This is a genomic window from Hymenobacter coalescens, assembly GCF_054783195.1.
On record NZ_BAAGRA010000029.1, the window covers coordinates 1 to 14,995 of the forward strand.

The window sequence follows — 14,995 nt, forward strand, 5'->3', positions numbered from 1 at the left end:
AGGACGCCAAAGCTTGGTTCAACCATTGTGGCTATCATGTACACCGTTCATGAATCCGCTATACATGGGTACTTCATTACTCACGACGACTACATAGGCGAATACTACTTATCCACAAAGGATATTCATTGATTGCCTGCAGATGATTAATCGCCTATCCTTCAGTCCAACCCATTCAACCTGCTAGCCTGAGCCTGCAGCATTTGCTTACCAAATTGCCTACGTTGTACATAGCCTGCCGCACTAGCAGTACTGTAAAGCCTCGCTACCAGACGCGGAGGTATGAGCGACAAGTTCTCATCAGTAACCATTGGTTGCTGAGCTCCCACCTTCATCATTCCGTAACTTCGCCGCGCACCATTTTCCCACTCCCGTGCGCAACCTCTCCAAGTTCCTGTTGCTGCTCCTGCTGCTCGGGCCGCTGACGCTGCCGGCCCAGCACCGCAAGAAGCCCACCGCCAAGAAGAAAACCACCCAGGCCGCCGCCCGGCGCCGCGCCGCGCCCAAAGCCGCGCCCGCCCGGCCGCAGGCGGCTGCCAAAACCGCTGCCGCCCGGAAGGCGGCTGCTAAAGCCGCCCCGGCGGCCCAGCAGCCCGAGTTCCTGCAGTATCTGCACTCGCCCTGGGTCGATTCGGTGATGAAGACGCTCACGCCCGACCAGCGCGTAGCGCAGCTGTTCATGGTGGCCGCGTACTCCAACCGCCAACGCATCGACGAGGACTCCATTTCCACGCTGATCCAGAAAAGCGGCATCGGCGGGCTGATTTTCTTCCAGGGCGGGCCCGTGCGCCAGGCCAAGCTGCTGAACCGCTACCAGGCCCAGAGCCGGGTGCCGCTGCTGGTGGCCATGGATGCCGAGTGGGGCCTGGGCATGCGCCTGGACAGCACCATCCGCTTCCCCTACCAGATGACCATGGGCGGCATTCGCGACAACGCCCTGCTCTACGAAATGGGCCAGGAAGTGGGGCGGCAAGTGCGCCGCGTCGGCATGCACGTCAACTTCGCCCCGGTGGTCGACGTGAACAACAACGCCGCCAACCCCGTCATCGGCTTCCGCTCGTGGGGCGAGAACAAGCGCAACGTCACGCAGAAAAGCCTGGAGTACATGCGCGGCATGCAGGACGCGCAGGTGCTGGCCGTGGCCAAGCACTTCCCCGGCCACGGCGACACCGACGCCGACTCGCACCTGGCCCTGCCCATCATCCGCGCCGACCGCCGCCGCCTCGACTCCTTGGAGCTGGGCCCCTTCCGCTCGCTGATGACGCGCGGTCTGGGCGGGGTAATGATTGCCCACCTCAACATTCCGGCGCTGGACTCCACCGGCGTGCCCTCCACCCTTTCCAAGCGCATCGTGACGGACATGGTGCAGCGCGACATGGGCTACCAGGGCATGATTTTCACCGACGCCATGAACATGAAGGGCGTCACGAGCAAGTACCCGCCCGGCGAGGCCGACGTGCGCGCCATCCTGGCCGGCAACGACATCCTGGAATTCTCGAAGAACGTGCCCAAGGCCCTGCTGGCCGTGCGCGCCGCCATCGACTCGGGCCGCGTGAAGCAGGCCGACATCGACGTGCGCTGCCGCCGGGTGCTGGCCCTGAAGCAGTGGGCCGGGCTGAACCGCTACCAGCCCATCGAGCTGAAAAACCTCACCGCCGACCTCAACAACCCGCACGCCCAGCACATTGCCCAACGCCTGCAGGAGCTGAGCATGACGGTGCTGCGCAACCAGAAGCAGCTGCTCCCGCTGCAGCGCCTGGATACGCTGCGCATTGCCACCGTGCTGATGGGCTACAAGGACACCACTGACTTCCAGCGCATGGTGGCCGACTACGCCCCGGCCCGGCACTTCAGCATCTCGGCCACGCCCACGATGGACGAGCTGACCAAGCTGCGCGAGCAGCTGCGGGGCTACAACCTGCTGCTGGTGGGCCTGCAGAACCTGGGCCGCCTGCCGGCCACCAACTTCGGCATCTCGCCGGAGGAGAACGTGCTGCTGCGCGAGCTGGCGGGCCTGAAGAAAAAGATGGTGGTGTCGGTGTTCGGCAATGCCTACGCCGTGGCCAAGCTGCGCGACCTGGCCGCCGCCGACGCGGTGGTGCTGGCCTACCAGGAAAGCAAAAACGCGCAGGAGTTGGCCGCCCAGATTATTTTCGGCGGCGTGGGCGCTACCGGCAAGCTGCCCGTGACGGTGGGCGGGCCCTTCAACTACGGCGCCGGCCTGACCACCAAGGGCGGCCTGCGCCTGCGCTACGCCCAGCCCGAGGCCGTGGGCATGAACAACAGCCTCGAAGCCCGCGTGGACTCCCTGCTCAACGCCGCGCTGGCGGCCCGGGCCTTCCCCGGCGGTGAGGTGCTCATTGCCCGCCGCGGCACGGTGGTGCTGCGCAAGAGCTTTGGCCGGCACACCTATGAGCCCAATGCCCCGCTGGTGCGCAACACCGACCTCTACGACCTGGCCTCGGTAACGAAAGTGGCCGCCGCCACTCCGGCCCTGATGAAGCTGCAGGACCAGGGCAAGTTCAGCCCCGACCAGACGCTGGGCTCCTACTTCGACTTCCTGAAAGGCACCAACAAGCAGGACCTGAAGCTGCGCGACGTGCTCACGCATCAGGCCCGCCTGAAGGCCTGGATTCCGTTCTGGCAGCAGTACACCGAGCCGCGGGGCTTCTTCGCGCGCCTGTTTGCCAAGTACCCGCACGAGCCCATCAAGCTGAAGCCGGGCGAGGCCCCGCTGCCCATGAGCCGCCGCTTCTTCCGCCCCGACTCCTCGGCCCGCTTCCCGCTGCAGGCTGCGCCCGCGCTGTGGGCCCGCCAGGACTTCCCGGAGCGCCTGCGCAAGGCCATTGCCGAGTCGCCGCTGAACGAGAAGCCCGGCTACGTGTACTCCGACCTCTCCTTCTACCTCTACCCGCAGCTAGTGCAGCAGCAGGCCGGCAAGCCGTTTGAGCAGTTCCTCGCCGACGAGCTGTACCGCCCGCTGGGCGCCACCACCCTGGGCCTACACCCCACGTGGCACCACCCGAAGGCTCGCATCGTGCCCACGGAGTACGACTCCCTGTTCCGCAAGCAGCTCCTGCACGGCACCGTGCACGACGAGGGCGCGGCGCTGCTCGGCGGCCTCTCGGGCCACGCCGGACTCTTCGGCAACGCCAACGACCTGGCCAAGCTGCTGCAGATGTACGCCTGGGAAGGCCAGTACGGCGGGCAGCAGCTGCTCAAGCCCGAAACCGTGCAGGAGTACACCAAGTGTCAGTACTGCCCCGACAACCGCCGTGCCCTGGGCTTCGACCGCCCGGCCAACGACCCGAAGGTGAACACGGCCCCCGGCGCCTCGCCGCGCAGCTTTGGCCACACGGGCTACACCGGCACCTATTTCTGGGTCGATCCGCAGTACGACCTGGTGGTGGTGCTGCTCACCAACCGCGTGCACCCGACGCGCAACAACAACAAGATTACCGAGCTGAGCGTGCGCTCCAAGTTGCTGCAGCTGGCCATCGACGCGGTGCAGTCGGAGCGCCCGAAAGTGGAGTCGACGGTGGAAGAATAAGCCCGGCGCCGCTCCGGCACAGGCAGACGCCCGGCCCGCAAGGCCGGGCGTTTTTGCGTCCGCTCGCATGATCATGTGACGCGGCATAGGCAGCGGAAATGCCAACTTTGCGTCGGTAAGCCCAACGGTATACAACCTTTCCCGGCAGCGCGGCCTCCGGCTACTATTCCCGACTTGCTTTTCCCATGAAATCAGCTTTCCTCTTCACCCGCGGGCTGCTCCTGGCCGTTACGGCCCTGGGCCTGGCTTCCTGCGACGACGGCGACGCGCCGCGCTACTCCCTCACGCCCGGCGAGCGGGCCTGGGCCGATGTGTACCAGGCCGGCAACGTGTGGACCTTCCGCAACGCGGCCACCGGCTACGAACGGCGCTATAAGGTGACAGAAGTAAAGGACAAGATGCAGGCGCATGTGCCCAAGTCGCTGAACGTGTCCTACTACCAGCAGATGGTAAAAATCACGCTGTTGCGCGAGGACTCCACGTCCTTCCGCGCCACCGGCACGGCCAACGACGTGAACATGCGGGGCTACCAGCTGCTGCTAAACCTGCAGGCCCAGACGAGCGCGCAGGCGGCCCACCTCGACATCAACTGGACCGCCGGCTTCAGCGTGCCGGTGGGCACCCTGGAGCAGGGCGCGCCCGCGCCGCCCCCGTTCCTTGCCGCCAACGGCCGCACCTACGCCAACGTGGTGCAGCTGCAGTACACGCCGCCCAGCTCGCCCTGGCACACGGGGCCCCAGCCGGCCTGGCAGCTGCGGCGCATTTACTACTCCAAGGCTGTCGGCATTATCCAATTTGAGGAGGTCGGTGGCCAAGTGTGGGTGCGGCAGTAAGCCCGGCGTCACTACCGCTTCATTCCTTCGCTTTTCCCGATGACAACTTCTTCTATATCCCTGCGGCGCCTGAATGCCGGCCTCTTACTGGCCATGCTGAGCCTGACGCTGGGCAGCTGCGGCTGGCTCCGCGACGACGACCAGCAGCCCCAGCTGCGCATGACCAACGAGCAGGCCGCCTGGGCCGACCCGTACCGCAACAGCGCCACCTGGACGTTTCGCGGGCCGGGCGCGCAGGCGCTCAGCATGCAGGTTATCAAATTTGATGACCAGAACAAGCCCCAGACCAAGTTCAGCAGCAAGACCGGCAGCATCGACTTCTACCGCCAGGAAATTCATACCGGCCTGAGTGGCCCGGCCGGCGGCGCGGCGTTTGAGCTGCACGCCGAGGTAAGCCTGGACAACATGTTCGAGCCGTTTTCTGCGCGCCTGCAGCTCAACAACGCGTATTTCAACCTGCCGGCGGCAGCCTTGGAAGCGGGCCGGCCGCTGCCCCCGGGCGGCACCGTCACCCTGCTGCCGCAGTTCAGCCTGGGGGGCCGCACCTACCAGAATGCGCTGGAAATGCAGCCCTACACCCTGAGCAACGACGGCCGGCCCGAGGCCATCCGGCGCATCGTGTACCACAAAGCCGGCGGCGTGCTGCAGTACCAGACGGCCAACGGGGAGCTGTGGAACCGGGTGCTGCCCTAGAATAGTGGACAGTAAGCAAAAAGGCCGTCATGCTGAGCTGGTCGAAGCATCTCTACCGAACAAACGTCAGCGGTAGAGATGCTTCGACCAGCTCAGCATGACGTTTTGGAAGTCTAGGGAACAGCATTCTTGCTGTTCTCTCACTAGCTTCCGCGGCCCGCTGGCCTTAGTACTAAACGCCACGCGCCCGGTCATTCGCGAATGACCGGGCGCGTGGCGTTTGACGAAGCTTGTTTCAGCTGGCCGGAGTTGCCCAGCGGGCCCTACTCCTGCTGCGCGGGCTTCAGCTTCTGCTCGATGCTTTTTTGCAGCTCGGGCATGTGCTCCTGCATGCGGCGCTGGCCCAGCTCGATGCCGGCGGCCATCAGCGTGCTTTGCTTGCCGATGAATTTCTGCCCGGTGGGCGAGCCGTAAAACTTCTTCAGCTCCTTGAGCTCTTTTTCGGTGAACTCGCGAGCGTAGAGGGCCACCATGTCTTCCTTGAGCGAGGCCCAGCTCATGTATTTGGTCAGGAAGCTGCGCATTTCGGGTTCTACGGCCTTCAGCTCGGGGCGCTGAATAAGCTGGGCCGTCATCATCTGATCGAGGGCGTTGTCGGTGTTGCGCTGCATCTGCATGGTGCTGAGCAGCTCCTCAGCGGCCTGACGCTGGCCGGCCGAGATGGGTGCCGGGCTACCGGAAGCGGCGGCCGTGGTTTGGGCCGAGGCGGCCGGGGCGGCCAGCAGCAAGCCGGCGGCAAGAATCAGCAGGTGTTTCATAGCTGGTAGGTACGGGATTTTGCCTGGTTCGGCCGCCCGGGTAAGCAACCATTCGGGCCTGGCCGGTATCTGTGGGGCGTAGGCGGCAGCGGCGTGGCGCTGGCCACACGGCGCTGCCGTCCTGCCCATCGGCCCCCGAGGCTGGCTGGCTACCACATGCTTATGCGATTTACCAGCGTCATTTCACGCCCCATCTTTGCACTGTCGCCGGGCCCTGCCTGCGGCGCTGCTGCTTCCGCTCCTCTGCCTGCCTCCGCTATGAAAACATTTGTACTCTCCTGGTTTCGCCGCCCCACGCTGCCGGCCGCGCTGGTCGCCAGCCTGCTGCTGCCGGGCTGCGGCACCGGGCTTTTCCCCGAGCCGGAGCAGCCCGAGCTGCCCCAGTACCAGCTCAACGCCGCTGAGCAGGCCTGGGCGGCCCCCTACCGCCTCGGGGAAGAGTGGCGCTTCCGCAACGCGAACGGCTACGAGCGGCGCTACCAGGTGAAAGGCCTCTCCGACCAGCAGCTGCCCGGCCTGACGCCGGGCACCCAGCGCGTGGGCTACTTCCAGCAAGGCCTCGGCGCCCGCCTCGAGCGCGTGGACTCGGCCTACGTGGCGCGCCCCGAGCAGCAGCGCTACCAGGCGACCTTCACGATGACGGCCGGCGTGGCGGCCAAGACGGCGGCCGTGCCCATGAGCGCCGAGCTGGCCTGGGGCCCCGCCCGCCTGCTGCTGCCCGTGGCGCAGGTCAACGCACAGCAACCCTTGCCGGTGGATGTGCGCCTGCTGCCGTCCATCACGCTGGGCACGCGCGCTTATCAGAACATACTGGAGTACACCAGCCTGCAGACCTCGGCCGCGCACCTGCCGGCCTGGCAGGTGCAGCGGGTGTACTACTCAAAGGAAAACGGCGTCGTGCGCTTCGTGGAAGCAGGCGGCACCGTGTGGGACCGACAATGACCCCTGCGGTTCCCAATTGGTGAGTGAAAATGGTGAAGCAGGCGGTACCCTCTGGGGCCGCCCGCTTTGCGTTTCGGGGTAGCGTAAACGCACGGCGGACTCGCTGAGCGGCCACGCGCCGAGCGGGTGGGCGGAGCGGGTAAAATCCGTAGCTTCCCCACCGTCTCACCCTGTTATCCGCTGATTCCCATGCTAGGATTGATGATGCAGACGCCGCTGCGCATTGCAGCGCTGCTGGAGCACGCCGCCAAGTGGCACGCCGACACCGAAATCGTGTCGCGCAATACCGAGGGCGGACTACACCGCTACACCTACCACGACGCGCACCAGCGCGCCAAGCAGCTGGCCAACGCCCTCACGAAGCTGGGCACCCAGCCCGGCGACCGGGTGGGTACGCTGGCCTGGAACAACCACCGCCACTTCGAGCTGTACTACGGCGTGTCGGGCATGGGTGCGGTGTGCCACACCATCAACCCACGCCTGTTCGCCGATCAGCTCATCTTCATCATCAACGACGCGCAAGACCGGTTGCTGTTTTTCGACGCGACGTTTCTGCCGCTGGTGGAAAAACTGGCGCCCCACTGCCCTTCCGTGCAGCACTGGGTGCTGATGACCGACCGCGCCCACCTGCCCGCCAGCCACCACCTGCCCGGTAACCTGCTCTGCTACGACGACCTGCTGGCGGCCGAGGCGCCCGAGTACGAGTGGCCCGTGTTCGATGAGCACACGGCCTCCTCGCTGTGCTACACCTCCGGCACCACCGACCAGCCCAAGGGCGTGCTCTACTCCCACCGCTCCACGCTGCTGCACAGCTACGCGGCCTCCCTGCCCGACTGTTTCAACTGCTCTTCGCGCGACGTGGTGCTGCCCGTGGTGCCCATGTTCCACGTCAACGCCTGGGGCATTCCGTACGCGGTGCCCCTGAACGGCTGCAAGTTGGTGCTGCCCGGTCCCGGCCTCGATGCGGCCAGCCTTTACGAGCTGTTTGAGCGGGAGCAGGTCACGTTTTCGGCCGGCGTACCCACCATCTGGTTTGGGCTGCTGCAGTACATGCGCGAGGGCCAGCGGCAGTTCAGCACCCTGCGGCGCATGATTGTGGGCGGGGCCGCCTGCCCCCCGGCGTTGCTGCGCGCCTTCGACGAGGAGCTGCACGTGGAAATCCGCCACGCCTGGGGCATGACGGAAACCTCGCCGCTGGGCACCGTCAGCACGCTGAAGCCGCAGCACCTGCAGCTGCCGGCCGCAGACCAGCAGGCGCTGAAAAACAAGCAGGGCCGGGTGATTTTCGGCGTCGACATGAAAATCGTGGACGACCAGGGCCGCGAGCTGCCGCACGACGGCGTGGCCTTCGGCGACCTGCTGGTGCGGGGTCCTTTCATCGTGGGCGACTATTTCCAGGCCGAGCACCCCGGCCAGCTCACCGCCGACGGCTGGTTTCGCACCGGCGACGTGGCCACCATCGACCGGGACGGCTTCATGCAGATAACCGACCGCTCGAAGGACGTCATCAAATCGGGCGGCGAGTGGATTTCGAGCATCGAGCTGGAAAACCTGGCGGTGGGCCATCCGGCCGTGGCCGAGGCGGCCGTCATCGGGGTACCGCACCCGAAATGGAGCGAGCGGCCCCTGCTGGTAGTGGTGCGCAAGCCGGGCCAAGAGGTATCGTCCGAGGAGCTGCTGCGGTTTTACGAGGGCAAAGTGGCCCCGTGGTGGGTACCCAGCGGGGTGGAATTCGTGGAGCAACTGCCGCACACGGCCACGGGCAAGCTGCTCAAAACCCAGTTGCGTAAGGATTTCGCCAGCTACGAATTCTCGTAACCGGCACCCAAGCCGCTGGCTAGTCTGCCGGTCCGTTTATCGACTGTCGGCACGCTTTGAGGTATAAATGCGGCGGCGGGTTGCCGGTGGAGTACCGCCGACAACCCGCCGCAGTACTTTCGGCCGTAGCCGGATTTCGGACGGGAAAAGCGTGAGCGGTGCCAGGGGCCGGAAGGGCGGGCAGCAGGCCCACGAACTGCCGCTGCGGGCGCCGAAGCAACGTCGGGCAGCCAACGGCCCGCCAAACCGGCCGGCTTGCGCACCCGCCCACAGGCCGCGGGGGTTGTCCGGCGCATTCATCCCATTTATCCGGGCCTTCATCACATTCCTTTTCCGCCGCTTCCCGGCCGCCCTAACCTTGCTCATGATTCGGCCCGGCCACCGCCCGCGCCGCGCTTTCGACCACGCTTTTCGAAAACGACCATGAGCATTCTTACCCCCGCCGACGGACTGACGGCAGCCAGGCTGCTGGTCCGCGCGGTCCTCGGCCTGGTACTGCGTGCACTGTTCCTGCCCGCTACGCCGGCATCTACCCCTACCAGGCAGCCCAGGACTTGCACAAGCTGCCGGTGTACGGCGAAAACGGGCCGTTGAAAGCCCGCTTTGGCAGCGGGCAACCCGTGCGACTCCGCTACCAGGGCCAGCACTTGTTTGTGCCCACCGGCGACGACGATGACCCGTTGATTTTCTCCCCGGCCGAGGGCCCGGCGCGGGCGCTTACCATCCGTGAAAGCCGCTGGAAAGTCACTGTAGCCACCCGCAAGCCTTAGTCCCGGCCGCTGCCCGCCCCGGCCTCACGCCGCCAAATCCTTTTTCTTTACCTCCCTGCGCTGCCCCATGTTTGGTTTTCCTGCCTTTGTGAAACGTTTGCCCCTGCGCCGCGCCGGCGGCGGACCGCCTTCTATTCTGCGCGACGTACTGCTGGCCGTCGGGCTCTGGATACCGAGCCTGCTGCTGCTGCTGCTGGCCGAGGCCGAAGGCGAAATAGTGGTGTACTGGGGCGTGCTGGCGCTGTCCGGCATGCTGCTGCACGGCCTGGCCGCTTACTACCTGGTGCCGCCGGCCCTGGTGCGCCGGCGCCCTTTCGGCAGCTACCTCTGGCGCTACCTGCTGCTGCTGTTGGCAACGGTGCTGCCCGTTCTGCAGCTGATGCGCCTGCTCATGCGCGACAACGACCAGGCCGTGGGCTTTACGCTGTTTTATTTCGGCTTTCACCTGCTCGTGACCGGGCCGCTGACCTGGGTACTGCTGCGCCGCCGCCGCCGCCGCGAGCAGGCGCTGGAAGGCCTGCAGCAAGAGCTCGGGCACTCAACGGCCAGCCTGGATTTGCTGCGCGCCCAGATCAACCCGCACTTCCTGTTCAATGCCCTGAACACGCTCTACGGTACGGCCCTGCAGGAAAACGCGGAGCGCACGGCCCAGGGCATTCAGATGCTGGGCGACATGATGCGCTTCATGCTCCACGAAAACCACCAGCCGCGCATCCTGCTGGCCCGCGAAATCGAGTACCTGCGCAACTTCATTGCGCTGCAGAGCCTGCGCATCGCCACCTCGCCCGGCATCACCCTCGATACCAGCATCGAGGAGGCCCCGGCGGGCGCCGCCATTGCGCCCATGCTGCTGATTCCGTTCGTGGAAAACGCCTTCAAGCACGGCATCAGCCTGCAGCACAAGTCGTGGATCCGCGTAAGCCTGCATTGCGCACACAACACGCTGTACTTCGACGTGTACAACAGCCGGCACGAGCGGCCTACGCGCGGCCTGGAAAACGACAGCTCCGGCATCGGGCTGGCCAACGCGCAGCAGCGCCTGCAGCTGCTGTACCCCGGCCGGCACGAGCTGGTCATCCGGCAGACGCCGCAGGAGTACTTCGTGCACCTGACCGTACAGCTGTAGCTCGGGCCCGCCTTATCTTCCGTGCCTTGCCCCACCGTACCCTATCCGCCCGCATGAAGGCCATTGCCATCGACGACGAACCCGTAGCCCTGGAAGTGGTGCGCGCCCTGGCGGCCAAAGTGCCCTTCGTGGCGCTGCAGGCCACGTTTACCGACGCCTTTCAGGCCCTGGCTTACCTGCAGCAGGAGGCGGTGGACCTGATCTTCCTCGACATCAACATGCCCGACATCAGCGGGCTGGAGCTCGTCGGCAGCCTGCCCAGGAAGCCGCTGGTCATCTTCACCACCGCCTACGCCGAGCACGCCGTGCAGGGCTTCGAGCTCGACGCGGTGGATTACCTGCTCAAGCCGTTTTCGCTGGCCCGCTTCGTGAAAGCCTGCAACAAGGCCCAGGAGCTGCTGCAGCTGCGCACCCAGCCGCCGCCGGCCAAAGACGCCCGGGACTACGTGTTTCTGAAAACCGGGTACGAGCAGGTGAAAGTGCGCTTCGCGGACATCCTCTACCTCGAAGCGGCCGGCAACTACCTCACCTTCGTGCTGCCCGGCAAGCGGCTGCTTTCCCGCATGACGGTGCAGGAAGTACTCGATCTGCTGCCCCGCGAGCAGTTTCTGCGGGTGCACCGCTCCTACATCGTGGCGCGCGACAAAATCGAGCGCATCGAGCGGCACCAGGTGTACGTGGGCGGCGCGTACGTGCCGGTGGGGGCTTCGTACGCGGCGCAGCTGCAGGCGCCCTGAAGTTGCACGTCCCAGCCGCGCGGGCTCAGACCTTGATGATGATGCGCCGCTGGTACATCCACCAGAGGATGCCCAGCCACAGCAGCACCAAGGTGAGGGCCCCGGCCAGGGAGGCGTTTTCGGGCACCGTGAATAAGGGCACGAAGCAGGTCTGGTACAGCCAGTCTTTCAGGCCCAGGTCCGGGGCTTTGCCGCGCGGGTCGGGCATACGGATCAGGCTCAGGATGCGCGGAATCAGGCCCGAGAGAAAAAACACGGTGATGGCGTTGACGCCGTACACCAGGAACGGCTTGATCCAACCGCGCCAGCCCTGCACATCGCACAGCCAGTACAGCAAGGCCAGCGCGCTGACGGCCATGCCACCGGTGTACAGCACGTAGGAGCTGGTCCAGAGGCTTTTGTTGACGGGAAACCAGCCGTTCCAGATCAGGCCGAGCACGATCAGCAGGGCGCCGTCCACGAACAGCCACACCACCTTCTCGGCCGGGGCCACGTCGCGGCGGCGCAGCCACTGCGCGGTGACGACGCCCAGCAGGCCGGTGGCTACGGCTGGCAGGGTGCTCAGCAGCCCCTCCGGGTCCCAGGTCTTGCTCGATTTCCACAGGTGGGCCTCCGTGAGCAGGGTGCGGTCGAGCCAGGCGCCCAGGTCGCGGCCGGGCAGCAGCTGGGCCGTGGCCTCGCCGGGTGCGGGCACCAGCTGCAGCAGCACGTTGTAGCCGACGAGGATGCCGGCCAGCGTCCAGAGCTGGGTGCGGCGCCCCGTGGTCAGAAACAGCGCCGAGCAGGCCATAAACACCAGCCCGATGCGCTGCAGCACGCCCAACACGCGCACGGTGCTGAAGTCGAACTTCGGAAACAACGACAGCAGCAGCCCCAGCGCAAAGAGCACCGCCGCCCGCCGCGCCACGCGCGCCAGCACCGGCCCCAGCGGCCCGCCGTGCCGCTTCACCCCGTCGAGCGCGTACACCAACGACACGCCGACGATGAAAAGGAAAAAGGGGAAAATCAGGTCCGTAGGCGTGCAGCCGTTCCACGCCGCGTGCTCCAGCGGCCCATAGATGTGGCCCCAGTCGCCGGGGTTATTCACCAGGATCATGGCCATGACGGTGATGCCCCGGAACACGTCGAGCGAGACGAGGCGCCCAGGCTGCGAGGCTTCGGCCAGCGGCTGGGTGTGGGTGGTGGCTTCGGCGGCCTGGGTGGTGGATTGCATCAGCGTTTTTTCAGGGTATTAAGCTCTACCCAACCGTTGTCGTAGGCGGGGCCGGAAAGTAGTGTAGCGGCTCGTCGGAAGCTTTTTCCTTCGGCTTCATTAAGTATGCGTAGCTGTACGCTGCACTCCGCGGCGAAATAACATTGTACGCTCACCGAAAACGGCTCCTGCGGCGCAAAGCTCAATTCAAAAAAGAAGCCTCCGGTGCTGAATAGCCCCCGCGGGTTCAGCCGCAGCTTGGTTTCCTGCACGAAGCCGCGCTGCTCCGTCACGGCGGCAAGATCGTTGAGCACCGCCTCGGCCAGCTCGGGCACCCAGGCCCAACAGAACCGGTAGCGCGCTGCCGCGTCGCCGGCTGGTACAGCGCTCAGGTCGAAGCCCAACCGCTCCAGCACATCGTAAGTCTCCACCCTGCTAATACTGCCAGCGCACGAAGGCTTCGATGCCCTCGTACTCGGGCAAACCGAGCTGGTCGTAAATCTTGGCCGTGGTGCGGTTGCGCTCCTCGGCGCGCTGCCAGAATTCTCGCTGATCGGCGCCGGGAAACAGCGGCCGGTCCTTCTGCGACTGGTGCTTGAAGATGGCGCGGCGCTTGCGCGTGAGCTCCTGCGGGGAGAGCGGAACGGCCATTTCAATCTGGTCGATGTCCCACTCCTGCCAGGCGCCGCGGTACAGCCATACCCAGCAGTCCTGCAGCCAGTCGGTGCCCTGGGCCTTGAGCCGCTGCACGGCCTGCATGATGGCGGCCAGGCACACGCGGTGCGTGCCGTGCGGGTCCGACAGGTCGCCGGCGGCGTAGATCTGGTGCGGGCGGATGCGGTTCAGCAGGTCGATGGTCAGCTGAATGTCCTCCTCGCCCAGCGGCTTTTTGCGCACGCGCCCGGTTTCGTAGAACGGCAGGTCCAGAAAGTGGGCGCGGGTGTCGGGGTCGAGGCCGGCGTAGCGCAGGCCGCTTTTGGCCTCGCCGCGCCGGATCAGGCCCTTGATCTGCTGCACTTCGGCCGAATCGACCTGCCCCGGCGCCTTGTTTTTCAGGAAATCCGTGACGCGCTGGTACAGGTTTTCAGCGGGCTGGTCGTCGAGGCGGAATGCCTGGTCGTAGTCGGCCACGAACTCAGCGAAGCGGATGGCCTCGTCGTCGAACACGGCGATGTTGCCGGACGTCTGGTAGGCCACGTGCACTTCGTGGCCCTGGTCGGCGAGGCGCAGCAGCGTGCCGCCCATCGAGATGACGTCGTCGTCGGGGTGGGGCGAGAAGATGAGCACGCGCTTGGGAAAGGGCGCGGCGCGCTCGGGGCGGTGGGTGTCGTCGGCGTGGGGCTTGCCGCCGGGCCAGCCGGTGATGGTGTGCTGCAGCTGGTTAAAGACGCGGATGTTGATGCCGTAGGCCTGGCCTTCGGAGGCGGCGAGCAGGTCGGAGAGGCCGTTTTCGTTGTAGTCCTCGTCGGTGAGTTTCAGGATGGGCTTCTGCAGGGTGCGCGCCAGCCAGGTCACAGCCTTGCGCACGGTCGCGTCGTGCTGCCAGTTGCTGCTGAGGCCGGCCAGCCAGGGCGTTTTGCGCTGGGTAAGCTCGGCGCCGGCGGCCTCGTCGAGCACCACCTGCACGGCGGGGTGGCGCTGCAGGTAGGTGGCCGGCACGGTGTCGGTGGGCTCGCCTTCCACCATGCGCTTCACCACGGCGGCCTTGCCTTCGCCCCAGGCCATGAGCACCACGCGGTGAGCTTCCAGAATGGTGCCCACGCCCATGGTCAGGGCCCGGCGCGGCACGTTTTCCTCGCCGTAAAAGTCGGAGGCGGCGTCGGTGCGCGTGATGTGGTCCAGGGTGATGAGGCGGGTGCGCGACTGGGCGCCGGAGCCGGGCTCGTTGAAGCCGATGTGGCCGGTGCGCCCGATGCCGAGCAGCTGCAGGTCGATGCCGCCGGCCTCGCGGATCTGCGCCTCGTAGCGGCGGCAGTAGTCGGCTACTTGCTCGGCCGGCACGGTGCCGTCGGGGATGTGCACGTTTTCGGCCGGAATGTCGACGTGGTCGAAGAGGTACTCGTGCATAAAGCGCACGTAGCTCTGCAAGGAGTCGGGCGCCATCGGGAAATACTCGTCGAGGTTGAACGTGACGACGTTGCGGAACGAGAGGCCTTCCTCGCGGTGCAGGCGTACCAGCTCCTCGTACACGCGCGTGGGCGTAGAGCCGGTAGCCAGCCCGAGCACGGCCGGGCGGCCCTGGGCGTTGCGCTCCTGAATAAGATCGGCAATTTGCCGGGCGACGGCCGCGGAGGCCAGCTCAGAATCGGGGTAAACCTGGACGGGGACGCGCTCGGCGCTGGCGACAGGGTGCATAGGTTTCGGGCTGGGATGGAGGGGAGCCGCCAAGGTAATGGCTTTTGCCAGCGGCAGTCAACTTGTTCCCAGGAAAGTTTGGCCTATGCTATTTTTCTTGACTTATCCGGCCCCAACCTTAACTTTAATCCCCCTTTAAGCCCAAAAGCGTTGCTTTATGTGCTTTTTGGGATACTTTCGGCAGCTACCAGTCCATTTTAACCGCTGATTTCTCCTCCATG

The 14,995-nt window shown here is 65.7% G+C and carries 12 protein-coding genes; 8 read left to right on the top strand and 4 right to left on the bottom strand.

From position 1 onward, the window contains the following. Positions 1-373 precede the first annotated feature (373 nt). The 3 genes from ACYVKQ_RS22475 to ACYVKQ_RS22485 all read left to right on the top strand — a co-directional run bounded on the left by ACYVKQ_RS22475 (position 374) and on the right by ACYVKQ_RS22485 (position 5,076). The gene (locus ACYVKQ_RS22475; protein WP_460677620.1) at positions 374-3,550 is read left to right on the top strand and encodes a glycoside hydrolase family 3 N-terminal domain-containing protein; all 3,177 of its coding nucleotides are present in this window, start codon (positions 374-376) and stop codon (positions 3,548-3,550) included. A 185-nt stretch (positions 3,551-3,735) separates the two neighbouring features. After that, the gene (locus tag ACYVKQ_RS22480) at positions 3,736-4,383 is read left to right on the top strand and encodes a hypothetical protein (protein ID WP_460677621.1); all 648 of its coding nucleotides are present in this window, start codon (positions 3,736-3,738) and stop codon (positions 4,381-4,383) included. A gap of 39 nt (positions 4,384-4,422) precedes the next feature. Then, positions 4,423-5,076 (top strand): hypothetical protein, encoded by a 654-nt coding sequence (locus ACYVKQ_RS22485; protein WP_460677622.1) that lies wholly within the window; start codon positions 4,423-4,425, stop codon positions 5,074-5,076. A 263-nt stretch (positions 5,077-5,339) separates the two neighbouring features. On the opposite strand, the gene ACYVKQ_RS22490 is transcribed toward ACYVKQ_RS22485, so the two are convergent. Further along, on the bottom strand, positions 5,340-5,834 hold the full coding sequence (locus ACYVKQ_RS22490; protein ID WP_460677623.1) for a DUF2059 domain-containing protein: 495 nt from the start codon (positions 5,832-5,834) through the stop codon (positions 5,340-5,342). Positions 5,835-6,092: 258 nt separating this feature from the next. Here ACYVKQ_RS22490 and ACYVKQ_RS22495 point away from each other — a divergent pair, with 258 nt between their 5' ends. From ACYVKQ_RS22495 to ACYVKQ_RS22515, 5 genes are all read left to right on the top strand, one after another. After that, positions 6,093-6,776 carry a hypothetical protein gene (locus ACYVKQ_RS22495; protein WP_460677624.1) on the top strand — a complete coding sequence of 228 codons (684 nt, stop codon included), beginning with the start codon at positions 6,093-6,095 and terminating at the stop codon, positions 6,774-6,776. Positions 6,777-6,965: 189 nt separating this feature from the next. Next, entirely contained in the window at positions 6,966-8,594 is a 1,629-nt protein-coding gene (locus ACYVKQ_RS22500; RefSeq protein WP_460677625.1) for a 3-(methylthio)propionyl-CoA ligase, read from the top strand. A gap of 554 nt (positions 8,595-9,148) precedes the next feature. Continuing rightward, the gene (locus tag ACYVKQ_RS22505; RefSeq protein ID WP_460677626.1) at positions 9,149-9,364 is read left to right on the top strand and encodes a hypothetical protein; all 216 of its coding nucleotides are present in this window, start codon (positions 9,149-9,151) and stop codon (positions 9,362-9,364) included. Between the two features lie 88 nt (positions 9,365-9,452). Continuing rightward, a complete protein-coding gene (locus tag ACYVKQ_RS22510) occupies positions 9,453-10,490 on the top strand; it encodes a sensor histidine kinase (protein WP_460677627.1) in 1,038 nt (345 codons plus the stop codon). A gap of 53 nt (positions 10,491-10,543) precedes the next feature. Beyond that, positions 10,544-11,227 (top strand): LytR/AlgR family response regulator transcription factor, encoded by a 684-nt coding sequence (locus ACYVKQ_RS22515; RefSeq protein WP_460677669.1) that lies wholly within the window; start codon positions 10,544-10,546, stop codon positions 11,225-11,227. Between the two features lie 25 nt (positions 11,228-11,252). On the opposite strand, the gene ACYVKQ_RS22520 is transcribed toward ACYVKQ_RS22515, so the two are convergent. From ACYVKQ_RS22520 to nagB, 3 genes are read right to left on the bottom strand one after another with little or no spacing between them, the layout of a single operon-like run. Then, on the bottom strand, positions 11,253-12,440 hold the full coding sequence (locus tag ACYVKQ_RS22520; protein WP_460677628.1) for an acyltransferase family protein: 1,188 nt from the start codon (positions 12,438-12,440) through the stop codon (positions 11,253-11,255). After that, positions 12,440-12,850, bottom strand: coding sequence for a hypothetical protein (locus ACYVKQ_RS22525; RefSeq protein WP_460677629.1), 411 nt, complete (start codon positions 12,848-12,850; stop codon positions 12,440-12,442). The genes ACYVKQ_RS22520 and ACYVKQ_RS22525 overlap by 1 nt, the downstream gene beginning before the upstream one ends. Before the next feature lie 4 nt (positions 12,851-12,854). Continuing rightward, on the bottom strand, positions 12,855-14,774 hold the full coding sequence (gene nagB / locus ACYVKQ_RS22530; RefSeq protein ID WP_460677630.1) for a glucosamine-6-phosphate deaminase: 1,920 nt from the start codon (positions 14,772-14,774) through the stop codon (positions 12,855-12,857). Positions 14,775-14,995 lie beyond the last annotated feature (221 nt).

Coding starts and splice junctions, on each gene's coding strand:
- ACYVKQ_RS22495 (WP_460677624.1), top strand. CDS start 6,093: ATGAAAACATTTGTACTCTCCTGGTTTCGCCGCCCCACGCTGCCGGCC.
- ACYVKQ_RS22515 (WP_460677669.1), top strand. CDS start 10,544: ATGAAGGCCATTGCCATCGACGACGAACCCGTAGCCCTGGAAGTGGTG.
- ACYVKQ_RS22520 (WP_460677628.1), bottom strand. CDS start 12,440: ATGCAATCCACCACCCAGGCCGCCGAAGCCACCACCCACACCCAGCCG.
- ACYVKQ_RS22480 (WP_460677621.1), top strand. CDS start 3,736: ATGAAATCAGCTTTCCTCTTCACCCGCGGGCTGCTCCTGGCCGTTACG.
- nagB (WP_460677630.1), bottom strand. CDS start 14,774: ATGCACCCTGTCGCCAGCGCCGAGCGCGTCCCCGTCCAGGTTTACCCC.
- ACYVKQ_RS22500 (WP_460677625.1), top strand. CDS start 6,966: ATGCTAGGATTGATGATGCAGACGCCGCTGCGCATTGCAGCGCTGCTG.
- ACYVKQ_RS22490 (WP_460677623.1), bottom strand. CDS start 5,834: ATGAAACACCTGCTGATTCTTGCCGCCGGCTTGCTGCTGGCCGCCCCG.
- ACYVKQ_RS22485 (WP_460677622.1), top strand. CDS start 4,423: ATGACAACTTCTTCTATATCCCTGCGGCGCCTGAATGCCGGCCTCTTA.